Genomic DNA, 23,238 nt, shown 5'->3' with positions numbered 1-23,238 from the left:
ATTTCACTTCTAGCATCCTTTCTTAACCTTTTTAGCAGTCAATCTTTTTTAGTTTCAACAATTTTTTTGTATATCGAATATATTCCAGATACGATGATACCCAGTACTCCACCTAAAGAGAACCCTAGAGGAGGGTTACTTATAAAGAAACCCAGAATCAGTCCAATAGTAGTGCCTGATCCTATACCGTATGCTAAATATCTTATATCATCATCTGTAACTGATAAAAGTTCTTTTAATTTCTTTTCCATAAACTCACTCCTCTAGATCTCGGTAAACTACAAAACTAAAACATCTAACTTTCCTTTTACAGAATTCCTAGCTCAACTATTAATTTATGCATGCACGAAAATCCCCAGAAGCCGAGATTTTCGAACAAGTATAAACTAAGTTTCGCTATATAAACTCTTTATATATATAGACGTAGAAAAGATACTAAAAGTTTCATCATTTTTATATTCTTAACAAACATTTAACAAATGTATTTTTAATCTGTTAGGTTGCTAAACATCTTAACACCTACAGTACTTAGTATTTTATATAATACAATATTTAATACCAAAGTTATTAATGCCAACGCAAAATATGATATTAAATAATTTGCACCTATAAATATAGTTGCTACTGCTCCAACTCCACCAATAACTAACCCTATAAGTACACATTTTAATGGGTTCAAATTTTGTTTTACAGCCTTTTGCTCATCATCCCAAACAAGCTTTGGCGACTGTAGATCAATCAATATTCCCAGCATTGAGAACATAAATATCTCCAATATTGCTAGAATGAATATCAACAATAGCAAAGTAATTGGCACACCAACAACTATACCTGCTATCATAAACATAATCACTAATAGACTATTTATTAGCACTGATATTAATACCTTAGCCATAATTTGTGTCATAAAGCTTACTGGCAAGAACTTTGATATATAAAGATTATCACCTTCTCTTGAAATAGAAGTTGATGCTGTAGGGTTAGTTGCAGTAAAGAAGATAACAACTGCAAAAGCCACTCCGATTATTATGTTAAAACTATGTGTATCAGCTAGTACTGATTTAGCGGTCTCATTTATCTTACCTATTCCACCTTGAGCAATCATAGGCATAGCAAAGGCAACAGGTATTATTATAACAGTAGAAATACAGTTCAAAAGATATGCTGGTGTTCTAAATAAAAGTAGAAGTTCTTTATTGAACCAAGTCATAAGCTGAGACTTTTCTTTTGTGCTCTTATCCAATGCTTCTTTCTTTAATTCTTTTCTACCACCAAAACTTTCGGAATTTCCAACTGCGCCCTTAAGGTATAATTTATCAGCAATTACTATAAACACAACCAATGCTAAAGCATTAATTAATACAAATAAGACTAGGTTAACAGCCATCTTTGAAGTGCTTTCTGCTATTGTGGCATAGGTTCCTATTTTTGCTGTTATAAAAAAGCTAGAAAGCCCAGCTACTGCTGAATTCTTATTTGCAATTAAGTTATTTATAAGCTGCTGTGCATCCCCAGATGAACCTGCTCTTGATCCTAACGTATTTGAAAAGATATTAATTCCTACAGCTATAAATATAGCTATTAGACCAGTTACAACTCTAAAGGCATCTTTATGCTTTGCAAGGTTTGTGAATCTCATAAGTAGCATAGCTATAAGCGAGCAATATGTCACTGGCAATATAGGCATAAATATAAAACATATTATTGAAGCTAGATAGAAGCCTATACCTGCTCCAGTCTTAAAACCATATATACCTATTGCAGGCAATAATACAAATACTTGTATCATATATTGATATATTATTACAGTTATAAACTTAGCCAAAGATATCTCATGTGCTTTAAAAGGAAGTGGCAGTACAAAATCTATATCTTTTGAGAAATAAAAAATACTTATTACAGACATTATTCCAAATATAAATATTACTACAGAAATCAAGTTATATGCCATACCAATTAAAAGCCCTTCTTGATTAAGCTGATGAAGAACTTCGAATATACCAAAGGTCATTCCTCCAATACCAAACATTATCATTGGTACAGTAAATAATAAAATTAATGCATTTACTATCTTAGAATTAGTTTTTCTTTTACATCTTCTTGTATTTCCAAAACCTGTTTTCAAGAATATCTTTGTTAATAATAGTACTCTATTCATTTTCAGTCATCTCCAAGAACATCTGCTCTAAGGACTCATTAGTTTTAAAGTGCTCTTTCATCTCAGTTAAAGTTCCACAGAACAGTATTTTTCCTTTATTTATGATTGCAACTCTATCACAGACTTTTTCAGCCACATCTAGTACATGGGTTGAAAAGAATACACTCTTGCCTGAATTTGTGTGTTCTCTCATCATTTCTTTTAGTATATATGCAGATTTTGGATCCAACCCAGTAAGAGGTTCATCTAATATCCACACCTCCGGATCATGTATTAAAGCTCCCATAAGCACTATCTTCTGCCTCATACCATGAGAATAGGACTGTATCTGATCGGTTAGGGCTGTAGACATCTCAAATCTCTTTGAAAGTTCTTCAATCTTTTTCTTTCTCTGCTCCTTTGGAACATTATAAACATCAGCCATAAAATTAAGGTATTCTATACCTTTTAATCTCAAAAACATATCTGGACTATCTGGTACATAAGCAAAATGCTTTTTAGCTTCTAGTGGATTATCAGTTATGCTTATACCATTTATCTTTACATCACCTTTACTTGGAGCTATTATTCCAGTTATCATTTTTATAGTGGTGGTTTTTCCTGCACCATTAGGACCTAAAAATCCAAATATCTCTCCATCGTTTATCTTAATATCTATACTGTCTACAGCATTGTTTATCTTGTTGTAGCTCTTAGAAACATTCATTATTTCAATCATCTTTATCTCCTCCTTTTATAGAAAAATTTTACCATACTTATCTTAATTTGACCTTAAGATTATTAAAATCTATCTTAAATATATAGGCATGTTTTCAACAAATTATACTTATTTTAAAAATTTAATTTATAGTTGCTATTAATGCGCCGTATTTAAATTATAAAACAAAATACTCCGTCACCAATAATTGTGATAAGCCTATATTTATATTGCCTATCATAACAAATTAGTATCGAAGTATTCTTTGATAGATATTTAGAAAAATAAGACCCTTACCACTGTAACAGCAACTATAATAGCTGTGAGATCTGCCATCAAAGCAGCCCATAATGTATGTCTTATCTTTTTAATTCCAACTGCTCCAAAATATACAGTGATTGTATAAAAAATAGTTTCAGTACTTCCCATTATTACGGAACCAACCAATCCAATAAAACTATCCGGTCCATATTGTTTTAATATATCTGTAAGTACACCAAGAGCTCCACTCCCTGAAAGAGGTTTAACCAATATAAGAGGGATAAGTTCCTTTGGTAATCCTATAATAGAAGCTACTGGTGCTAAGATATTATTTAACATATCTAAAAGCTTAGCTTCTCTAAATATCTTTACTGCTATTATCATTGATAATAGATATGGGAATATTCTATAACATACATGTAATCCTTCTTTTGCTCCTTCTACAAACCATTCATAAACTTTTCTTCCCTTTATCATTCCGTAGATTAAAATAACTATAAATATTATTGGTATTATGCTTTTTAATAGATAGTTAAACATAAAATCCTCCTAGAAGTATTTTTGCAGAATCTTGCAACAAGTAACCCCCATTATTGCTGCACATCCTGTAGCAATAATGGTCGGTATTATTATTGCACCTGGATTACTCGAACCAGCTGCAGCCCTTATTGATATTACTGTAGATGGCACAAACTGAACACATGCTGCATTTATAACCAAAAACAAAGCCATATCATTTGAGGCAATGCTTTTCTTAGGATTAAGCTTGTCCATTTCTTCCATAGCTTTAATCCCAAAAGGCGTAGCAGCATTAGATAAGCCTAGCATATTTGCTGTTAGATTCATAACTATTGAACCTAAAGTTTTTTCATCTCTAGCCGCATCTTTAAATAAAAGCCTTAATATCGGTTTTAGTAGATTTGCTAATACATTGGTTAATCCGCTCTTCTCTGCTACCTTCATAGTTCCGCACCAAAAGCACATCACACCCAAAAGACCAAGAAGCAAATCTGTTGTTGATGCTGTTGAATCTACTATTGCTTTTGAAATTAATTCTCCATTTCCAGTAAATACACCTACAGCTATTCCTAAAAGTAACATGAAAAACCATATGTAATTAATCATATATTTCCTCCATTTCATATTTAAGATTTTCAAGCAACTTTTGATAATTAATCAATTCATATAAGGCTGGAACGCACTTAATCATGAATTGATAGATTTAAATCTGTCACCCTTCACATCTATACAATATATGCCTTGCACTGATGGTTTAGTAATGATAACATTAAACTGTACCTTATAATATTTTTTATGACTGGAACAAAGGAGATTACTTATGGATGAAAATAACCTTAAGCTTGCTCAACAAGATATCGAGGAAGCATTAGCAGCTGTAGAAGAAATCGAAAGAAGTATTGACGGAAATGAATCTACCGATGGACTTAAAAAGAAATTTATTAAGTTAACAGAAAAAGTTCAACAGCTTGAAGATATATTAAAAACAGAAGGAATCATATAAAAAAATTCGCTAAAGCGATCTTCTTCAGTGAATTTTTTTTTGCGCATCTGCCTTTTCTGAACGTATGTGAAGAAATTCTGGCAGGCGACATATTTTTCTTTTTTATTCTTTAACTTATACTATGTCTTAAGTCTGTTCGCATAATTATCAACAGATATAATTGAGATATAATTTCCTAAAGAATAAAAAAAATTAAGACCAGATAAATTCTTAAAAAGAATTTATCTGGTCTTTTTATGTTAAGATACTATGTTGAAATTAAGTGGTTAGTCATCCGATGCTTTAATGAGCTTACGCAAAGAATTAATATGATTTTTTCATATTCCATGGCTAAAACTGTAAACTCACTACGTTCGAACAGTACAGTTTCCTTACGCCATTCCATCTGAAAAAATCATTTAATTCTAATAGCTCGCTCATATAGCATCTCCTGCATAACCACTTAAATTTAATAATATAGCTATCAAATTACTCTTTCAATGACTTTACATCTTTATAAAATACAATTGCTGTTATAAGTGCTGAAAGTCCGTCAGATATAGGACCAGCAAGCCAAACGCCAGTAAGACCTAAAAATGTAGGAAGTATAATTAATAACGGTATTAAAAGTATTACCTGTCTTAACATACTTAAGAACATTGCCATTTTAGCCTTACCTATACTTTGAAAGTAATTTGCACTTATAGCCTGAAATCCTATTACAGGCAACATAAATAAGAATATTCTAAGACCGTTGCTACCTACTCTTACAAGCTCTTCATCGCTGTTAAATATAGTTATTACAAAGTGAGGAACGATCTCTACTACTAAGAATCCAATTACAACTATTGCTGTTGCTGCTATAGATCCTTTCTTTACAGCTTCTTTAACCCTTGAATATTTCTTAGCTCCATAGTTGTAACCTATTATAGGTAATGAGCCTTGGTTTATACCGAATATAGGCATCATGAATATCATTGCTACAGAACTTATAATTGACATTGCAGCTATAGATACATCTCCTCCATAAGTTCTTAAGGCATTATTAGATATAATTTGAACAACACTCGCAGCTATTTGCATTGCAAAAGGAGAGATACCTATTGCAACTATACTTAATACAAATTCTTTCTTTAACTTAAAGTTTTTAACTCTAAGCTTTAGTATACTATTTCCTTTAGTGAAATATCTTAATATCCATAGCATAGATACAAACTGTGCAATAACTGTAGCAGCAGCTCCACCCCTTACTCCTAAATGAAGAACAAAAATAAATATTGGCTCTAATATAGTATTTATTATAGCCCCAATAAGCATTGTAAACATAGCTATTTTAGGATTACCGTCCGCTCTTATAGAATGATTTAAGCCAAATCCAAGCACATTAAATATAGAACCTATAAATATTACCTGTATGAATTGCTTTGCATACTTTAAGGTCACTTCACTAGCTCCAAATGCATTTAATACTGGATCCATTGTTAAAAGCCCTACTATTGTTATAATTACACCAGTTATAATCAAAAGCATAAAAGCATTTCCTAAGATGTTTTCTGCCTCGTCTTTCTTTCCCTGTCCAAGTCTTATGGATATAGCCGTAGCTGTACCTATTCCTACTAACATACCAAAAGCCATTATAATAGTCATTATTGGAAGAGTTATTCCAACCCCTGTTAATGCATCTTTTCCTATTCCAGGAATATTTCCTATGAATATTCTATCTACTACATTGTAAAGTGCATTGACTAGCATTCCTATTATAGCCGGTACTGAAAATTTTAAGAGTAGAGACCCTATATGTTCTTCACCTAATCTCTTTTGTCTATCCATGTTATTTCTCCTTTCCTGCACATATCCTTTGATTTTTTGCGATCTTACTCATTAGCTCAAGAGCCATTTTTTTCTCGTCCTCAGTTAAATCAGAAGTAAGTTTATCATTCCAATCATATAAAATATCTCTAATATGCGGTTCAATTTCCTTTGCTTTATCAGTTACAGATAACTTATACGCCCTTCTATCAGAAATATCCTTAATTCTTACTACATATCCTTGTTCCTCAAGCTTCTTTATAGCTCTGGCTGTAGTTCCTTTATCTATATGTAGCATCTCAGCAAGCTCTTCTTGGCACATGCTTTCATGTTTATACAGCTCTACTAAAAACATAAACTGTCCATAACCTATATTAAACTTTGATAATTCTTTAGTAATAAATGCACTACCCAATCTATATAACTGAGATATATAACGTCCAAGCATCTTATCTTTCTTATTCATAAAAATTCTCCTATTATACTGGATACAATTTTTCGATGCAAAACTTAGTATAATAAAAAATAGTTGCAAATGCAACTACATAATTATCCAAATATTAAAAGAAAACGTACTCACTTTAAAATTATTTTTTTCTATAAATGAATAACTTCACATTTAAATTTATATTTTCAAATTCCCCTCTCAGAGCCCAGAGGAGTCTTGAAAATAGATATCGGATTGAAGTGTTTCATCTTACTTACCAATTACAATATTTTGAACTATTGTTTTTAAGAAAACTCCTTCTCTGTTTATAATCGGGTATTATCTCTCCAACTAACCCCCAAAACTTCTCAGAGTGATTCCTTTGAACTAAGTGACATAACTCATGTATTATAACATAATCAATAACTTCTTTAGGCATAGAAATCAACCTTATATTATAATTTATGTTGTTTTTACTTGAGCAACTTCCCCATATGGTTCTAACATTTTTTATATATACTTTATTTATAGTTAGTCCTAACTGCTTTGCCAAATCAGATGTTCTTTTAGTTAAGTACTCAGTACCCTCTTTTCTAAACCACGCCATCATAAGTTCAACTCTTACTTTTTCATTCTCTTCACTGTTGTTAAATTGAGAACTCATAATTGTAAATTTAAATTTATCCCCATCAAATTCTAATGAATTTCTTATTCCCTTAATAATTTTTATTTCATATGGCACACCCATATAATAAACGTTTTGCCCTTCTTTATATGTTAGCTTGTTAGCTTTCTTACCCATTACCTTCCTATGTGTCTCTTCAATCCATACTCTATTCTTATCAATGAGACTATCTATGTATTGCTTCGAACAATTATAAGGACATTTTATGATTATTCTATCCTCTTTTACTTCTATCGCTACGGTCTTTCTTTTAGATCTTATTAACTGATATTCCATCTTAATCTCCTGCATATATCGATGTACCATTTCATAATAAAATTTATATTCTCAAATTCTAATCTAAAAATCTAGAGGAATTAGAAAATAGACTTCTGCTCAAACCAATACATCTTTAGTAATAATTTAAATTTACCTTAATGATACTTTTTCATATCATAATAGCATATAAGTTTATATTTGAATATGAGGCTTACTGGCTGTACAATTTTATTATCACAAATAAGTTAAATTTTGAAGTAAGAATTCATATAATAAATAATATCTTAGAAGGATTTACATAAAATGGCTAGAATAAGTAATTATAACTTTACTGGAGGTAATATATGAAAAAACGTTTTTTTATCTCAGCTGTAATTATACTTATTATATCAGTTATTACTTTTTTCTCTATTTCTTATAAAAATACAAACAACAATGATAAACCAAAGGAGCAAACCACTAAAAACAATCCCCAGGAAACAAAAAGCACTTCTTCGAATACTAGCGCCCCTGCCACTGCTGTTGAATCTCTTAATAGCAGCCTTAAATTAACTGATAGTGGACTACATAACTCAGTAGATAATATTAATTCTTTAAGCAATTATATTAATGGTGGCTTTGTAAGATATTCTAATAACTTCTTATTTATATCACCTTCTGTAACACTATCTTACGACTCTCCCTTAGTCTATTCAATGGAGGATGGAACCACCTTCTTTAAAAAACTAAATGATATATCCAACGCTTCAAGTATAAACATAATAAATAATAATGTTTACTATAAATCAAATTCCATTTCTGCATTAATGAAAACCAATATATCGACTCATGAAAATACTATACTAGCAAATCAATGTGGCCCTTATTATATATATAATGATTGGATTTACTTTATTAGCCCAAGCGATTGTTCAATCAAAAAGATGACACTTAATGGCGACTCACTTACAACAATAAAATCTGATTTATCAAAAGATAAAAATTGGTATCCAGAGGATCCTTCGACCTTATTTATTTATAATAATAAAATTTATTATTCTGATATGGTTACCTATGGAGACGAGCATAATTTAAAATGGAGAAATGAAATTTACTCAATGAACTTAGATGGCACAAATTTAGAAAAAGTCCTGGAAGACAGAACCTCTTCATTTATTTTATATGAAAACTCTATTTATTACTTTAGAAGCCTAGACGACACTTCATTAAATATAGATTTAGTGAAATTTGATTTATCAACAAAGAAATTTTCAATTTTGTCTAGTTTTTCAAACGCAGGTATAGGCAACTTTAATATATATAATGACAATTTATATTTTATAGGCATTTATCCACATGACAGCTCTAAACCTACAGGTTTTGACATGAAACTTGAAAAATACAATTTAACCACTAAAAAAACCTCTATTATATCAAATTCTATAACAACCTTTGGAAAAATATTTATATTGAATGATAGAATTTTCGTTCTGCCAGTAGGAGTTACTGATAAAAACTCATATTTATACTATTCTATTAAAACGGACGGAAGTGAAGAAAAATACGTAAAATAAAGCATGCCTTTCGGCATGCTTTATTTACAACTATCTCTCACGATAAGCTGATGATCAAGTACATAATGACCTTCTTCTATAGTCTTTTGATTGATAAGCTTTATAAGCATTCTCATTGCAATTGAGCCCATATCATATACTGGCTGAGAAATTGTTGTTAGCTTTGGATAAAATACTGATGCTGCATAAATGTTATTGAACCCAATAACGCTAACATCATTTGGAACACTGATGTTATTTTCTCTTAATGCATTAACAGCACCCATTGCAATTTCGTCAGAAGCACAAACTATAGCATCTGGTCTATCTTTGCTTTGCAAAATGTGTAATACACCTTCATGACCTGTTTTAGTCTTTAAGGTATCAAAGTACAAATGCTCTTCATTAATAGATATATTGGCATCTTTAAGTGCATTCTCGTAGCCTATATATCTGTTACTCCATGCATTATTTGTATCTTTTTTTATACCTATAAATGCAATTTTCTTAGCACCTTTGTCCAATAAGTATTTTGTAGCGTCATATGTAGCTTTAGCATTATCAATTGTAACACTTGGTAATTGGCCTTCTTTATCTTTACTTTCTACTAGAACAGTCTTTAGATCAAGTTCATTTACTAAATCTACAATCTCATCATCTAAAGAACTACTCATGTAAAGAACACCATCAACCATTTTTTCTTTAAGAACTTTTAAGTATTCTTTTTCTTTTTCAACATCTAAATCAGAGTTACATAGTATTACGTTGTAATCATATATGTTAGCAACGTCTTCTGCACCTCTAACTATTTCAGGATATATCTGACTTGATATATCTGGTATAAGAATACCAATAGTTTTAGTCCTTTGTGTTTTTAAACTTCTAGCCACAATATTAGGTCTATATCCAAGCTTCTTTATTGCATCTAAAACTTTCTTTTTAGTCTCTTCATTAACAACATCGATGTCATTTAGTACTCTAGAAACAGTTGCAATTGAAACTCCCGCTTCCTTAGCAACATCTTTAATTGAAACTGACATTATCCATCAACTCCTACTATGAAATTGTTTCAATAAAAAATATTATAATGGCAAAATTATGGTATTACAAGGAAATATACTCCATTACTCTAGTTTATTTTTTATTTTATGTAAAAAAAATTAAATTACTCTTACTTAAAACGTTTTCTATATTCTATTATATGAAATATAAGGCAAAAATTCAATTATTAAGTTAATCTTTGTAATTTTATCCATTTTTATATTTAATTTGTTTATTTATATACTAAAAATTTCAAATAAATTTCTATTTATTATCTTTACATATATTTTCGAAACATAATATGCAATCTTTACATTCTAAGTTAAATATTTTTAATTAGCTGTCAAATATTATAATAACCTTTATCTAACAGCCTATATTATAGCTTCTAACTTCTGTTGTAAATTTATGCAGATTCAAACATTTTATATATAAATAAAACTTAAGCTCTACCGATTAACTATTGAATATTGTTATATAAACAACTTTAAAATATAATATATAATTATATATTTACAGGAGGTTTAGTATGAACAAAATAAATAATAGAGAAGCCAAAAAGCTCATCTTAAGTAATGACGATATCTTACTACTAGATGTGAGAACAAAGGAAGAGTTTGAAGAAGGTCATATAGAAGGTGCAGTTCTTATACCAGCTGATAAGCTTCCTTTTAGATATGAAGAAATACTGGAATATGAGGATAAGCCAATATTAGTTTATTGTCAAACTGGAGGTAGAAGTCCGATGGCTACTAACTTCCTTGAGGAAAACGGATTTTCAGACATTTACCACATGTATGAAGGTTTTTCTCGTTGGAAATAACTTTTACATAATTTAATAGTTAAACTTGTGTTCCTATAAAAAGCTACCAAACTAAATTAAATAACCAAGTCACAATAGCATAAAAGCTTTATACTTTCTTAATAAAATGAAAAAGGGGCTGTCGCATTAGCAATTTAGTGCGATATCCCCTCTTATTTTTTTATCAATCTTTTTTATGTGTTTTTTTGCTATGCTTTACGCCCTTATTATTTGCCTTCTTCTCCTTTTGCTGCTGGTTTGAAATAGAAGGATCTTGTTTTTCACTCATATTATTATCACTCCCAAATTAAGAATTAAATCGTAACAACATATTATAATTTTCTTCAATTTAGGAATTATAATACTATGAAATTAATAGCAAAAATATAATTGCACTCACTCATCTAGCCCTTTTAATATTAAAGCCTTCTTATCTATATCTACAAAAGCATTAAAATCTTCACTTCTACACTTTTGTAGTGCAGACTTATAAAATATATTAAAATATTTAATGGGCTCTAGTTTGATATTCCACCAAATACTTTCCATCTTCCTCAGTTACATTTAATACTTTAAACCCCTTCTTAGCTAGTTTTTTAGATGCCTTTTTAAATTGCTTTTCATTCTCATATGATCTTTCAGTTAACTTCTTCACAAATTATCATTCCTTTCTCATAACATAAGTATTTCAATGTATTTAATATTCTCTCCTTATTAAAGCTATATACTAACATTAAAGTTCAAGTAATTTTATCCAATAAATTGTATATATAATATGATATATTATTTACATTCTATTGACTTTATATCTTATTATCAGATTCTATTATTTTAAGTATTCTTACTTTTACATTTAAATATACTCATGACAGCATTCTTGTATGTCAATAGATTTTCTTTTTTCAAGGTTATTTTATCTCTCTATAAATACTAATTTTCAACTTCAATCTTCATCTAATGCATATAAATATCGAAACGCTGTCCCCCTGTGTACGCATGTTTAATATCCAAAATTATCCTCTATTCAATATATTTTAAATATTATTTTGAAAGCATAGATATACTCTTAGTGTACAAGAGAAATATTTAATTGTTCTTGTACAAAGTGATGGTTCTGTAAGTCTAATTGTTGCTTACGGCTATTAATCTTCATAAAGTAAAAGTAGCTGCCGCATTAGCAGTTAAAAAACACTAATGCGACAGCCACCTTTATACATCTCTCCAAATAACTAGATTATATTCTTTCAACAGCTAAATCAAGTTTTTCTCCGTTTATATTGCATTCTGAATATTTGAATTCAACATTATAGGCTATATCCATTGTTAGAGTTTCTTTCTTTATTGTCTCCGCAAACTTTTTAACTACATCTAATAACATATCATTATTTGCAACATAAAGTTTTATCTTATCTGATACTTCAAAACCACTCTCTTTTCTCATGTTTTGTATCTTAGATATCATTTCTCTAACATGACCTTCTTCTCTTAATACATCTGTTATAGTTGTATCAAGAACTACACCAACTTCTCCTTCTCCAGCAAAAGCAAATCCGTCTAACCCTTGCATAGTTACTAGAAGATTTTCATTGTTAAGTTCTATTTCAGTACCATCAACATTTATAGTTTCAGTACCTCCATTTTGTATCTTTTGAGCTAATTCCATTTGATTTTTCGCAGCTATCTCTTTTCTTATGCCAGGTATCATCTTTCCATAAGCTTTTCCTAGCACAGGAAGGTTAGGCTTTATTTCAAAATTAACATGCTCTGATAAATCAGCTCCAAATACTATTTGCTTTATATTTAATTCATCTTTAACTATATCACCATAGTATTCAGGTAATGACTTAACTGAAACTAGCATTTCTGAAAGTGGCTGCCTGTTCTTTATATTAGCTCCATTTCTTGCACTTCTTCCAAGTTTAACTATAGAGTATGCAAGTTCCATTTCTTCTTCTAGTTTCTTGTCTACAGCAGTAAAATCTGCTAATGGCCATTTGCATAAATGAACACTTTCTTCAGCAGTTTCATCTAAGCTTAATACAAGACTTTGATATATATTTTCACTCATGAAAGGTACAAATGGTGCTGATATCTTACTTAAAGTAACAAGAACCTTATATAAAGTAGTGTATGCACCTATCTTATCGTCGTTTAATTCTGTAGTCCAGAATCTAGCTCTATTTCTTCTTACGTACCAGTTTGAAAGTTCATCTACAAAGTCTTCAAGTGCTAAGGCAGCTTGAGTTACTCTGTAACCTTCTAAATTATCTTCTACATTTTTTATAAGTGTATTAAGCTTTGATAATATCCATTTATCCATAACATTATCAGACTTGAACTCACTATACTTTGTAGCGTCAAAGTTGTCTAAATCAGCATATAGAACATAGAATGAATAAACATTCCAAAGAGTGCTTAAGAACTTTCTTTGAGTTTCTTCTACATCATCCTTAGAGAATCTTGTTGGTAGCCAAGGAGCACTTGATGTATAAAAATGCCATCTTGTAGCATCAGCTCCTACTGTATCCAAAACATCATCTGGAGCAACTACATTACCCTTTGACTTAGACATCTTAAGTCCCTTCTTATCAAGAACATGACCTAATACTATACAATTTTCAAAAGGATTTGTATCAAATATAGCAGTAGATATGGCAAGTAATGTATAGAACCATCCTCTTGTTTGGTCTACAGCTTCTGAGATAAATTGAGCTGGGAAGTTAGCTTCAAATAACTCTTTATTTTCAAATGGATAGTGATGTTGAGCAAAAGGCATTGAACCTGAATCAAACCAACAGTCTATAACTTCAGCAGTTCTCTTCATTTCTTTTCCACAACAGCTGCACTTAAGCTTCACCCCATCTATATATGGCTTATGAAGTTCTATGTCATCTGGAACATCAATTCCCTTTTCCTTAAGTTCTGCAACGCTTCCTATAAGTTCTCTGTGGCCACATTCACATTCCCATATTGGAAGTGGTGTACCCCAGTATCTATCTCTTGATATACCCCAGTCTATAACATTTTCAAGGAACTTACCAAATCTTCCTGTTCTTATGTTGTCTGGGTACCAGTTTATCTTATTATTGTTTTCCAAAAGCTTATCTCTTAATGATGTCATTCTTACAAACCAACTAGCCTTTGGATAGTAAAGTAGTGGTGTATCACATCTCCAGCAGTGTGGATATGAGTGAGTATGCTTTTCAGCTTTATAAAGTGAGTTCTGATCCTTAAGATAATTTAGTATCTTTTCATCAGCTTTCTTAACAAATATTCCTGCAAATGGAGTAACTTCGTCAACGAATTTCCCTTCTGCATCTACAAGATTAATTAATGGCAACCCATTCTTTTTTGCCACTAAATTATCATCTTCACCATAAGCAGGTGCTATATGAACTATTCCAGTACCATCTGAAAGAGTTACGAAATCACCATGTATAACAAAGAATGCTTTTTCTTCTGGTTTATGGAACGGCATTAGTTGCTCGTATTCTAAACCTAATATTTCTTCACCCTTAAACTCTCTTACTACTTCATAATCATCTGAAAGAACTTTAGCTACTAGCTCCTTAGCTACTATATAAACTTCATTATTTTGCTTAACTTCAACATAATCATAAGCTTTATTTATAGCAAGACCCACGTTAGAAGGCAATGTCCAAGGTGTTGTTGTCCAAGCCATTATATACTTGTTATCTTCACCTTTAACTTTAAACTTAACAAAAGCTGTATTGTCTTTTACATCTTTATATCCTTGAGCAACTTCGTGTGATGAAAGTGAAGTTCCACATCTTGGACAGTATGGCATTACTTTATGACCTTTATATAAAAGATCCTTATCCCACATTTGCTTTAATGCCCACCATACTGATTCTATATAAGAATTATGGTAAGTAACATATGGGTTTTCCATATCAACCCAATAGCCTATCTTCTTAGACATATCTTCCCACATACTTACATAAGTAAATACCGAATCCTTACAAAGCTTAACAAACTCTTCTACTCCATGTTCCTCTATTTGTTGCTTTCCTGATATTCCAAGTTTCTTTTCTATCTCAAGTTCAACTGGAAGCCCATGAGTATCCCATCCAGCCTTTCTTATAACCTTGTAGCCTCTCATAACCTTATATCTTGGGATTATATCTTTTATAACTCTTGTTATGATATGGCCAACGTGAGGTTTTCCATTTGCAGTTGGAGGTCCATCATAGAAAGTAAAATACTCTCCTTCTTGGTTTGATTCAAAGCTCTTTTTTATTATTTCTTTATCTCTCCAGAGCCCAGCTACATCTCTTTCCAGTTCAACAAAACTTTTTGAAGAATCTAGTTTTTTATACATGCTTTTTCCCCTTTCATAAATGGTCAAATATAATTTGGCCACATTAATGTTAAATATTGTGTTTCATTAAAATATCTATAGTATTAATGCATATATCTACTCTTTTTCAGATTGAAGTGCTTCATCTTTAAATCGCCTAATTAACGGTGAAAAATAAAAAAACTTCATCCCATAGGACGAAGTTATATTCGTTATACCACCTTAAGGCGACGCCATATAGATCTACATATTGTATAAATCTAAAGCTCATTTTCGAGTACATATATACTCTATCCTTTAACGCAGGATGACGAGATAAGCTTATTAATGCAAAACACTTTCAGCCTCCAGCTCCTAGGTGATTTTCATTAAGTATATACACGATTTTTCACCAACCAATCGCTCTCTATAGTAGCGTACTTAAATACTTGCCCTAATCATTGCTTTTCAATGTAAAAATTATATCTCAGCTTGAAGTTATTGTCAACATGGTTTAAATTGTTCAGTTTGTCTATGCTTTTACAAATGAAAACATTTACTTAAATATTATCCAATATTATTATAAGTGATATAAAATAACTCTTTACAAAATATAAAATATGAGTTAATATAATACTTGTAATCATAATATTTAGAGGTGTTTTAAATGTTAATGTATATTTTTAAAATGTTAATTTTTAGTATTATAGTTTTTTCTATGGTGTTCATTAATCCTAATGGTGTATTTAATTTGTTTTTTTAGACATATCTCATATTAAATTTTAGATATTTTATTTGTGCCTTAATATAAATTATATTAACATGGATATAATTAAATATATTAGATGTAATGTACTGATGTGTATATCCATAATTCTTATTAATGTAGATTAATTGAATTTAGAATATATTTTTAAGACAAATAATACATGTACATATCATCACTATTCAGGATATAAAATTTTATTTAATAATTATTACTAATTACTATTGACTTTCAATTCACGTAGTGGTTTAATATAGTTAATAAGATTTTCCATCCCCTTGAATAGTCATCCTTAAAATGTGGAGGATTAAATATGGAAAATAACTTAAATCAAGAAATTTTAGATAAGTTAACAAAAGTCTGTTTATGTAAGGCCATCCCCAGGTCTAAGATAAAAGACGCTATAAGAAAAGGAGCTCGTACACCAGATGAAGTTACTAAAGCTACTGGAGCACGCACCGGTGGCTGTGGTGGTAGACGATGCACCCCTAAAATTCAAGAATTGATAGATGGGTATTTAGACGAACAATGGCATTAATTCCCCTTAATTGTTCATTCGTTATTATTTTTATCTCCCTATCGCACATAAAAAGATCACTGAAGAAATTCACTTCAGTGATTTTTTTCGTATTATTATTTATTTTAGTTTTCTTTTCTGAGCCAACCTGAAACCCCTTTTCCAGCAGCTATAACCGGTTTATCATCTTTATAGGTTATATTTAGTTTTTCTCTAGGTTTTCCATAAACATTTTGCTGTACTATCTCAATATAATCCGCTTCAACCTTGCTTACTATTGCCAGATGACCATACTCACCTTTAGTAAATACAATTATATCATTTATTTTAGGTTTGTCTCCCTCACCATTCTTAAACTGCGTCAGCATCCTAGTATTATTAGTGCTTCCATTTTCTATTTTATCATCAAAATAATCTTTAGCATTTCCTCCACCTGGGATGCTTATACCTAATTTATCGTAGTAAAACCTATTAATAAACTCTACACATTGCCATTTATATCCGTAAACGTAACCATTTTTATTTTTGTTTACGCCATATTCTTGTGCTCCATCTTTGCCATTATTATATATTTGTATCCCCTGATACGTATCTACTACTTTTCCAACCTCACTTCCAAACTTATACATAAGTCCAGTAACTATAGATACAATACTCCCAATTAATAACACTCCTATTATAGTTAAAGTCATTATTTTTATAATATTTATATTTTTTTTCTTATAATACATATAATCCTTTCCAAAGTGTCATCACTTTTACCATTGAAATTCTATTAACGGATCTTGTAAGTTCCAATTGACACAATGTCTAGGGTACCCTTTCTTTGTAAGGTCTCCTACTATATAAAGCTTCTTTTCCTCACTACTTATTGAATTTATCTCTCTTATAGTCTTTAGGATATACTCAACTCTTAAGTTATATATCGATTCTATTTCTTTTAATACTTCTCCCCAACCTAATATTATATAATCCGATTCCTCAATGGATTTTCTTATGATATCATCGTTCTTTATTGTGGCTCCATTTGACTCAAAGAGGTCATCATTTCCAGTAACAAAACACTCTCCTCTATTCTTAAAAGAGTTCTCTATACTATTTCTATCGTACTCAATTGTAGTAAACAAATTTACTATATTAACTTTTATCACTGGCCCAAATTCTTCTCTCTTATTATCAATATATTTCAAAACTCTTTGTATTAATTTATCACATTTAAAATCATTACAAGTCTTTGGTGCCCTTCCTATTACAAGTATGCTGTTCACCCCTTTTTTACTTATTGGGAATGTAAGCTTATAGCATCTATCATTATCATAGTCCTCCAATATCTCCATGGAGCTTTTACAAACAAATCTAGGATATTTACTTTTTTGCATCCTCCAAATCCCCTTTTTTATATTTTGTAAAGCTTTATTAATACATATTTATATTTATATGAATATATACCAATAAACGTTAAAATGCATTTTAATGTTTATATTTAAATTTCTAAAGAATAAAAGAAGCTATGCATGATTATTTTAATATCATACATAGCTTCTTTTATTCACATTTTACCTAGCATATCTTTTACTATATTTACTTGCCTTATAGATAAACCTAACTCCTCACCAATTCTTCTAGGATCCATACCTTCATGAATTAGTTCCTTTACTTTTTGAAGCATATCAGAATCAGTTATTACATCTTCAACAGCATTGGAATCTCTTTGGCTCACATCTTTTAAATGTTCTTCAATTTTATCATCAAGATTTAATTCTTTCATCTTATCCCAAACCATATATAAAAAACCTCCCAAGAATGACTTTAATGTTAGTATATCTCGGGAGAACTTTTTTATTCTTTATCAATTTATAACTCAATTATATCTGCTGATAATTATGCGAATAGACCTAAGATATATTATAAGTTAAAGAATAAAAAAAGAACACTATGCCGCCTTCCAGAATTTCTTCACATACGTTCAGAAAAGGCAGATGCGTAAAAAAATCCACTAAAGAAGATCGCTTTAGTGAATTTTTTATTCTTTATCAATTTATAACTCAATTATATCTGCTGATAATTATGCGAATAGACTTATTTACAATTCTTCGTCACTTTGATCTTCTGATAATCGTTTAATTAGCACATACCCTATTACTCCAGGTATTGCAATTGAAATAGCAGCGCTTAGCAGCGTCATTCCAGTGATTCCACCTGAAACAAATGTATTAATCGCATGTGCCACTCCCAATCCTATAAAAACATATATAGCTATTTTATTCCATAAAAATACTCCTATAATAGCGGCTACTGTAAGTACTCCTAAAACAGTTGCAATTGCCATCGATGTATTGCTAGTAGCAAATTGCTTTGATAGTTCTGGTGATAATGTTTGATTTAATTTATTTATTGGAAATGTAAATACACTAAATATTGCCCCTATAAAATATAATACTAAGATTCCTGTTATTAAACAGCCTCTTTCTCTTGAACTCTCCATGTGTCGCACTCCTTACTTAAACCATTTTTATAAACTAAATATTTTTTTTATATCTTCATATTTTTCATGAGTTAACAAAGCATCTCTATCTGTATCCTTTAGTTTTACTACATATGTCCATCTTCCATAAGGATAAATTTTTGAAATCAATGATAGATTTATTATATACGACTTATGACTTCTAAAAAATTGAGCTTTATCTAATTTTTCTTCGATTTCTGAAAGGGTTGCTGAGGTTATAAAATTATCAGATTTCGTATAGATGACTGTACTGTTTTCTTCTCTCTGTACAAGAACAATCTCTTTAGAATCAATAAAACTAACCCCTTCTTTGCTCTTGATCATAAGTTTTTCTAAGCCCTTTTCATGCTTTATTATCTTATCTATTCCATAAGTCGGAGAAGGTGCATTTAGATTTTTAATTCTATCTAAAGTCTGATTAAGCCTTTCAATCTTAAAAGGCTTAACTAAGTAATCAAATGCATATACCTGAAAGGCATCAGACATATATTGCGAATGTGCTGTAGCAAATATGATAATAGTTTTAGGATTAATATCTGATATCTTCTTTGCAAGTTCAATTCCGTTACAATCAGGCATCTCTACATCTAAAAAAACTACTTCTGGTCTCTTCTCTTCAAAAATACCGATGGCAAGTTCTCCTTCTCCAGCTTCACCTATAACTTCAAAACCTTGAACTTTTTCCACCACTTTTTTTATTACTAATCTCATTCCTTTTTCATCATCTACTATTAGCACTTTCATAATTGATCTGCACCTTTCTATATATAGAGTTCCTAGCTCAACTATTAATTTATACATTCTAAAATTCATAGTTGCGTGATTTTCGAACAAGTATAGATTAAGTTTCGACATAGGAACTCTTTAAAGATCTACCACTTCAATACGAATTGAAGCAGTTTATCTGCTTAAGGGAAATAGATATTAAACTCTCCTAAATCCCCTTCTACTTCTCTTACAAACAGGCTTATTTATTATTTCAGAAAGTATTATAGCCTGCTTTAACTTAGAAGGAGTTATTTCCTCGGAAATTCCTTCTATTAGACCTTTTTCTTCTTCCATCGGATTCATATCGACTTCATTAGATCTTAAAACTTCACCATATGAATCTCTTTGGACAATACTACTTTCTATATTAGTTTCATTGTTTGTATCCTGAGTGTATCTTACATCAGTTGTATAACTTTCACTCATCCCAGTTGTCATTAATTGCTTATACTTCTTAAAAGAGCTACTTATACCTCTAAAATCTTCGCTATCAGTTATATTGTCCATAATATCAGATATAATATCCTTTAAATCCAAATCAATCACTCCTTTATGGACTTAATAGAAAGTAATAATTTCATTACTGATTTTCTTTATTAGTCTTTATCTCTTTTTTCTTTTGACCTGAGTCAGATATTGATGATCTCATTCTTGTATCTGCTATCAAATTCTGCATATCATAGTAATCCATTATACCTAGTTTACCTTCTCTAAGTGCTTGAGCCATTGCTCTTGGAACTTCTGATTCAGCTTCAACTACCGTAGCTCTCATTTCTTGTTCCTTTGCTACAGCCATAGCTCTTCTCTCTTCTGCTTTAGCTTGGGCGATATTCTTATCAGCCTCTGCTTGAAGAGTTTGAAGATGTGCACCTATATTTCTTCCTACATCTACATCCGCAATATCTATTGAAAGTATTTCAAATGCAGTACCTGCATCTAGTCCTTTATTTAATACAGTTTGAGATATAGCATCTGGATTTTCAAGAACTAGCTTATGACTTTCTGACGAACCTACATTAGTTACTATACCTTCACCTACTCTGGCAAGAATCGTAGCTTCACCAGCTCCACCAACAAGTCTTTCTAAATTAGTTCTAACAGTAACTCTAGCTTTAACTAATAATTCTATACCATCCTTAGCAACAGCAGAAACATTTGGTGTTTCTATTACTTTAGGATTAACACTCATCTTAACAGCTTCTAATACATCTCTACCTGCAAGATCTATTGCAGCAGCTTTTTCAAAGTGAAGATCGATATCAGCTCTGTGTGCAGCTATAAGTGCATCCACAACCTTATCTACATTTCCTCCAGCAAGATAGTGTGCTTCTAATTGATTTACGTTTATAGTAAGTCCTGCCTTAGTAGCCTTAATAAGAGGTAAAACTATTCTGCTTGGTACAACTCTTCTAAGTCTCATACCTACTAAATTAAATACACTAACCCTTACATTTGCAGCTAGTGATGACACCCATAATCCTAGTGGAACGAAAGTAAAAAATGTTCCAACTACAAAAACAATAATTACAATACTAATAATCATTCTAATGGCAAAAGCGTCTCCCATGATAATCCTCCCTAATATAAATTATTTTATTTTTCTAACAACCAGTTTTGAACCTTGAACTTTAAATATTTCAACCTTAGTATCCTTAGATATATATTCTCCATCTGCAACTACATCAAATTTAACTCCATCAAAATCAGCTGCGCCTGCAGGCCTTAAGTCTGTTATGGTCAAGCCTGTTTTGTAAAGTAAATAATCTAAATCATTAGAGCTTATATATCCCTTATTTTTATGTTGTTCTTCAGTCAATATCAGTGGTTTGAACAACTTTCCTTTTGTAAATGAGTTTAACACCACAGCTAAGAGTATCCCTAGTATCGTTACTATTCCAACAATCATTACAAGTGCTTCTACGAAAGACCTCACTGTAATAAAAACTGCTATTATAAGGCATATAGAACCCGCTATACCTGGAAGCCCAAATCCTGGAACAACCATTTCAATTCCTACAAGTATAAAGCCTATGATTAAAAGAATAATAGTTAATGCTGAAAATGCTGAAAATAAATCCATTTACTTTCCTCCCTTCATCATCCTTTAATCATATTATACAGACCATATTTAAACTCTATAATAGAAAGTCTATATAATATACATTTTTGCTTCTAAAATGTCTCTTTATATTGTTATTTCATCTATGTGCTTTATTCTTCTATCTTAGGTATAGTAAAATAAAATACTGTTCTATCACTACTTGATTCTACCTTTATCTCTCCATTGCAGCTATCTAATATCTCTTTTACTATAAACAGCCCCATCCCATTACCTTCATTGCCTTTCGTAGTAAACCCTTCACTAAATATAGAAGATAGAGTATCTGTTGAAATCTTAGGCCCGTTATTCATTACTGTAAACTTATAATTGTTAACAGTCTCAGTAAGTTCTATAAATAGAAATCTACTATTATCTTTAAGTTGAAGGGCATATATAGAATTATCAACTAAGTTTCCTAATATCCTACATATCTCCCATGCCTTTATAGGAAGTCTCTTTAGCTCTGTCTTTACTTCTATCTCCACCACTATATCTTTTTGTTCAGCCATTTGAAGTTTTGCTTGAAGTAAGGCATTTATAGCAGGTTCTGAAGTTTTAAGCGCCTTACTGAGTTTTATAATGTCTTTGTATACCGGTTCCATATAATTTTTAGCCTCTTCAAACTCTCCTAGCTCCATGAGTCCATATATTATTTGTATATGATTTAAGTAATCATGTCTCTGTTCTCTTAGAGTTCTATTCAACTGCTCCAAATTTCTCATAGACTCAACTAATCCACGCTCTCCTCTTCTGAACAGTATTGAATAAAAACTAAATACTGAAACTAAACTGTTCATGGCTATAATTAGAGCTATTATGTAAATCTTAGTAGTACTATTTTCTATTATATTACTCCCCTTATTAAATATAAGGAGAAAAATCATTAGCATGACTTGTATAACATTCATTAAAGCTGAAATTAGTAATGTCTTTCCTAGGCTAAATCTAAATTTATTAAACTTCATTATAGATATACTCAACCCTTCTGCACAGAATCTTGCTAATAATATCATACCATATTTTTCATTACAATCCAATTTATAGTTTATTTTTTAAGTTGTCCTTCTTTTGATAATCTATATTAAGATGTAAAAATATCATTTCTTAAT

General features: G+C 30.6%; 24 protein-coding genes and 1 other annotated feature. Of the genes, 4 read left to right on the top strand and 20 right to left on the bottom strand.

Features of this window, described 5'->3' with window-relative positions; genetic code table 11:
• Positions 1–38: 38 nt before the first annotated feature.
• From J3477_RS23110 to J3477_RS23090, 5 genes are all read right to left on the bottom strand, one after another.
• The gene (locus tag J3477_RS23110; RefSeq protein ID WP_206872602.1) at positions 39–251 is read right to left on the bottom strand and encodes a hypothetical protein; all 213 of its coding nucleotides are present in this window, start codon (positions 249–251) and stop codon (positions 39–41) included.
• Between the two features lie 236 nt (positions 252–487).
• A complete protein-coding gene (locus tag J3477_RS23105; RefSeq protein WP_206872601.1) occupies positions 488–2,158 on the bottom strand; it encodes a putative ABC transporter permease subunit in 1,671 nt (556 codons plus the stop codon).
• A complete protein-coding gene (locus J3477_RS23100; RefSeq protein ID WP_200270152.1) occupies positions 2,151–2,876 on the bottom strand; it encodes an ABC transporter ATP-binding protein in 726 nt (241 codons plus the stop codon). Before J3477_RS23100 ends, J3477_RS23105 begins: the two co-directional genes overlap by 8 nt.
• 255 nt (positions 2,877–3,131) lie before the next feature.
• Positions 3,132–3,656, bottom strand: a complete 525-nt coding sequence (locus J3477_RS23095; protein ID WP_206872600.1) for a spore maturation protein — start codon at positions 3,654–3,656, stop codon at positions 3,132–3,134.
• Positions 3,657–3,665: 9 nt separating this feature from the next.
• Positions 3,666–4,241, bottom strand: coding sequence for a nucleoside recognition domain-containing protein (locus tag J3477_RS23090; protein ID WP_206872599.1), 576 nt, complete (start codon positions 4,239–4,241; stop codon positions 3,666–3,668).
• A gap of 214 nt (positions 4,242–4,455) precedes the next feature.
• Between J3477_RS23090 and J3477_RS23085 the strand changes: the two genes are divergently transcribed.
• On the top strand, positions 4,456–4,638 hold the full coding sequence (locus J3477_RS23085) for a hypothetical protein (RefSeq protein WP_183279358.1): 183 nt from the start codon (positions 4,456–4,458) through the stop codon (positions 4,636–4,638).
• 468 nt (positions 4,639–5,106) lie between these two features.
• Here the strand turns inward: J3477_RS23085 and J3477_RS23080 are convergent, their stop codons facing one another.
• From J3477_RS23080 to J3477_RS23070, 3 genes are all read right to left on the bottom strand, one after another.
• Positions 5,107–6,447 (bottom strand): MATE family efflux transporter, encoded by a 1,341-nt coding sequence (locus J3477_RS23080; protein ID WP_206872598.1) that lies wholly within the window; start codon positions 6,445–6,447, stop codon positions 5,107–5,109.
• Position 6,448: 1 nt separating this feature from the next.
• Positions 6,449–6,892, bottom strand: a complete 444-nt coding sequence (locus J3477_RS23075; RefSeq protein ID WP_206872597.1) for a MarR family winged helix-turn-helix transcriptional regulator — start codon at positions 6,890–6,892, stop codon at positions 6,449–6,451.
• Positions 6,893–7,127: 235 nt separating this feature from the next.
• A complete protein-coding gene (locus J3477_RS23070) occupies positions 7,128–7,814 on the bottom strand; it encodes a M48 family metallopeptidase (protein WP_206872596.1) in 687 nt (228 codons plus the stop codon).
• Positions 7,815–8,140: 326 nt separating this feature from the next.
• On the opposite strand from J3477_RS23070, the gene J3477_RS23065 reads away from it, so the two are divergent.
• Complete coding sequence (locus J3477_RS23065) at positions 8,141–9,349, top strand: DUF5050 domain-containing protein (RefSeq protein ID WP_206872595.1); 1,209 nt, start codon at positions 8,141–8,143, stop codon at positions 9,347–9,349.
• A 20-nt stretch (positions 9,350–9,369) separates the two neighbouring features.
• On the opposite strand, the gene J3477_RS23060 is transcribed toward J3477_RS23065, so the two are convergent.
• Positions 9,370–10,368 (bottom strand): LacI family DNA-binding transcriptional regulator, encoded by a 999-nt coding sequence (locus tag J3477_RS23060; protein ID WP_206872594.1) that lies wholly within the window; start codon positions 10,366–10,368, stop codon positions 9,370–9,372.
• Between the two features lie 530 nt (positions 10,369–10,898).
• On the opposite strand from J3477_RS23060, the gene J3477_RS23055 reads away from it, so the two are divergent.
• Positions 10,899–11,192, top strand: a complete 294-nt coding sequence (locus J3477_RS23055) for a rhodanese-like domain-containing protein (protein ID WP_206872593.1) — start codon at positions 10,899–10,901, stop codon at positions 11,190–11,192.
• A gap of 487 nt (positions 11,193–11,679) precedes the next feature.
• Here J3477_RS23055 and J3477_RS23050 read toward each other — a convergent pair whose 3' ends face one another.
• Both J3477_RS23050 and ileS read right to left on the bottom strand, forming a co-directional pair.
• Positions 11,680–11,826: a hypothetical protein gene (locus J3477_RS23050; protein WP_206872592.1), complete on the bottom strand. Its 147-nt coding sequence runs from the start codon at positions 11,824–11,826 to the stop codon at positions 11,680–11,682.
• 579 nt (positions 11,827–12,405) lie between these two features.
• On the bottom strand, positions 12,406–15,513 hold the full coding sequence (gene ileS / locus J3477_RS23045) for an isoleucine--tRNA ligase (protein WP_206872591.1): 3,108 nt from the start codon (positions 15,511–15,513) through the stop codon (positions 12,406–12,408).
• Between the two features lie 169 nt (positions 15,514–15,682).
• Positions 15,683–15,942 (bottom strand) — a binding site (T-box leader).
• Between the two features lie 608 nt (positions 15,943–16,550).
• On the opposite strand from ileS, the gene J3477_RS23040 reads away from it, so the two are divergent.
• Complete coding sequence (locus tag J3477_RS23040; protein WP_183279367.1) at positions 16,551–16,775, top strand: (2Fe-2S)-binding protein; 225 nt, start codon at positions 16,551–16,553, stop codon at positions 16,773–16,775.
• Between the two features lie 104 nt (positions 16,776–16,879).
• On the opposite strand, the gene J3477_RS23035 is transcribed toward J3477_RS23040, so the two are convergent.
• The 9 genes from J3477_RS23035 to J3477_RS22995 form a co-directional block, all read right to left on the bottom strand.
• The gene (locus J3477_RS23035) at positions 16,880–17,485 is read right to left on the bottom strand and encodes a CHAP domain-containing protein (RefSeq protein WP_206872590.1); all 606 of its coding nucleotides are present in this window, start codon (positions 17,483–17,485) and stop codon (positions 16,880–16,882) included.
• A gap of 27 nt (positions 17,486–17,512) precedes the next feature.
• On the bottom strand, positions 17,513–18,133 hold the full coding sequence (locus tag J3477_RS23030; RefSeq protein WP_206872589.1) for a DUF1643 domain-containing protein: 621 nt from the start codon (positions 18,131–18,133) through the stop codon (positions 17,513–17,515).
• A 170-nt stretch (positions 18,134–18,303) separates the two neighbouring features.
• Positions 18,304–18,537 carry a hypothetical protein gene (locus tag J3477_RS23025; RefSeq protein ID WP_206872588.1) on the bottom strand — a complete coding sequence of 78 codons (234 nt, stop codon included), beginning with the start codon at positions 18,535–18,537 and terminating at the stop codon, positions 18,304–18,306.
• 300 nt (positions 18,538–18,837) lie between these two features.
• Positions 18,838–19,239, bottom strand: coding sequence for a hypothetical protein (locus J3477_RS23020; protein WP_206872587.1), 402 nt, complete (start codon positions 19,237–19,239; stop codon positions 18,838–18,840).
• 27 nt (positions 19,240–19,266) lie between these two features.
• The gene (locus tag J3477_RS23015; protein WP_206872586.1) at positions 19,267–20,004 is read right to left on the bottom strand and encodes a LytR/AlgR family response regulator transcription factor; all 738 of its coding nucleotides are present in this window, start codon (positions 20,002–20,004) and stop codon (positions 19,267–19,269) included.
• 180 nt (positions 20,005–20,184) lie between these two features.
• Complete coding sequence (locus J3477_RS23010; protein ID WP_206872585.1) at positions 20,185–20,565, bottom strand: hypothetical protein; 381 nt, start codon at positions 20,563–20,565, stop codon at positions 20,185–20,187.
• A gap of 43 nt (positions 20,566–20,608) precedes the next feature.
• Positions 20,609–21,571: a flotillin-like protein FloA gene (gene floA / locus J3477_RS23005; protein WP_206872694.1), complete on the bottom strand. Its 963-nt coding sequence runs from the start codon at positions 21,569–21,571 to the stop codon at positions 20,609–20,611.
• A gap of 45 nt (positions 21,572–21,616) precedes the next feature.
• The gene (locus J3477_RS23000) at positions 21,617–22,108 is read right to left on the bottom strand and encodes an NfeD family protein (RefSeq protein ID WP_206872584.1); all 492 of its coding nucleotides are present in this window, start codon (positions 22,106–22,108) and stop codon (positions 21,617–21,619) included.
• Between the two features lie 131 nt (positions 22,109–22,239).
• A complete protein-coding gene (locus J3477_RS22995) occupies positions 22,240–23,142 on the bottom strand; it encodes a sensor histidine kinase (RefSeq protein ID WP_228731350.1) in 903 nt (300 codons plus the stop codon).
• Positions 23,143–23,238: the final 96 nt, after the last annotated feature.

It is taken from the genome of Clostridium zeae, from assembly GCF_017312485.1.
Classification (GTDB): domain Bacteria; phylum Bacillota; class Clostridia; order Clostridiales; family Clostridiaceae; genus Clostridium_AR; species Clostridium_AR zeae.
This window is presented reverse-complemented; position numbering and strand designations above follow the sequence as displayed.

Coding starts and splice junctions, on each gene's coding strand:
- J3477_RS23110 (WP_206872602.1), bottom strand. CDS start 251: ATGGAAAAGAAATTAAAAGAACTTTTATCAGTTACAGATGATGATATA.
- J3477_RS23015 (WP_206872586.1), bottom strand. CDS start 20,004: ATGAAAGTGCTAATAGTAGATGATGAAAAAGGAATGAGATTAGTAATA.
- J3477_RS23055 (WP_206872593.1), top strand. CDS start 10,899: ATGAACAAAATAAATAATAGAGAAGCCAAAAAGCTCATCTTAAGTAAT.
- J3477_RS23075 (WP_206872597.1), bottom strand. CDS start 6,892: ATGAATAAGAAAGATAAGATGCTTGGACGTTATATATCTCAGTTATAT.
- ileS (WP_206872591.1), bottom strand. CDS start 15,513: ATGTATAAAAAACTAGATTCTTCAAAAAGTTTTGTTGAACTGGAAAGA.
- J3477_RS23070 (WP_206872596.1), bottom strand. CDS start 7,814: ATGGAATATCAGTTAATAAGATCTAAAAGAAAGACCGTAGCGATAGAA.
- J3477_RS23030 (WP_206872589.1), bottom strand. CDS start 18,133: ATGCAAAAAAGTAAATATCCTAGATTTGTTTGTAAAAGCTCCATGGAG.
- J3477_RS23105 (WP_206872601.1), bottom strand. CDS start 2,158: ATGAATAGAGTACTATTATTAACAAAGATATTCTTGAAAACAGGTTTT.
- J3477_RS23065 (WP_206872595.1), top strand. CDS start 8,141: ATGAAAAAACGTTTTTTTATCTCAGCTGTAATTATACTTATTATATCA.
- J3477_RS23025 (WP_206872588.1), bottom strand. CDS start 18,537: ATGGTTTGGGATAAGATGAAAGAATTAAATCTTGATGATAAAATTGAA.
- J3477_RS23095 (WP_206872600.1), bottom strand. CDS start 3,656: ATGTTTAACTATCTATTAAAAAGCATAATACCAATAATATTTATAGTT.
- J3477_RS23080 (WP_206872598.1), bottom strand. CDS start 6,447: ATGGATAGACAAAAGAGATTAGGTGAAGAACATATAGGGTCTCTACTC.
- J3477_RS23090 (WP_206872599.1), bottom strand. CDS start 4,241: ATGATTAATTACATATGGTTTTTCATGTTACTTTTAGGAATAGCTGTA.
- J3477_RS23060 (WP_206872594.1), bottom strand. CDS start 10,368: ATGTCAGTTTCAATTAAAGATGTTGCTAAGGAAGCGGGAGTTTCAATT.
- J3477_RS23035 (WP_206872590.1), bottom strand. CDS start 17,485: ATGTATTATAAGAAAAAAAATATAAATATTATAAAAATAATGACTTTA.
- J3477_RS23040 (WP_183279367.1), top strand. CDS start 16,551: ATGGAAAATAACTTAAATCAAGAAATTTTAGATAAGTTAACAAAAGTC.
- J3477_RS23085 (WP_183279358.1), top strand. CDS start 4,456: ATGGATGAAAATAACCTTAAGCTTGCTCAACAAGATATCGAGGAAGCA.
- J3477_RS23100 (WP_200270152.1), bottom strand. CDS start 2,876: ATGATTGAAATAATGAATGTTTCTAAGAGCTACAACAAGATAAACAAT.
- floA (WP_206872694.1), bottom strand. CDS start 21,571: ATGATTATTAGTATTGTAATTATTGTTTTTGTAGTTGGAACATTTTTT.
- J3477_RS23020 (WP_206872587.1), bottom strand. CDS start 19,239: ATGGAGAGTTCAAGAGAAAGAGGCTGTTTAATAACAGGAATCTTAGTA.
- J3477_RS23000 (WP_206872584.1), bottom strand. CDS start 22,108: ATGGATTTATTTTCAGCATTTTCAGCATTAACTATTATTCTTTTAATC.
- J3477_RS22995 (WP_228731350.1), bottom strand. CDS start 23,142: ATGATATTATTAGCAAGATTCTGTGCAGAAGGGTTGAGTATATCTATA.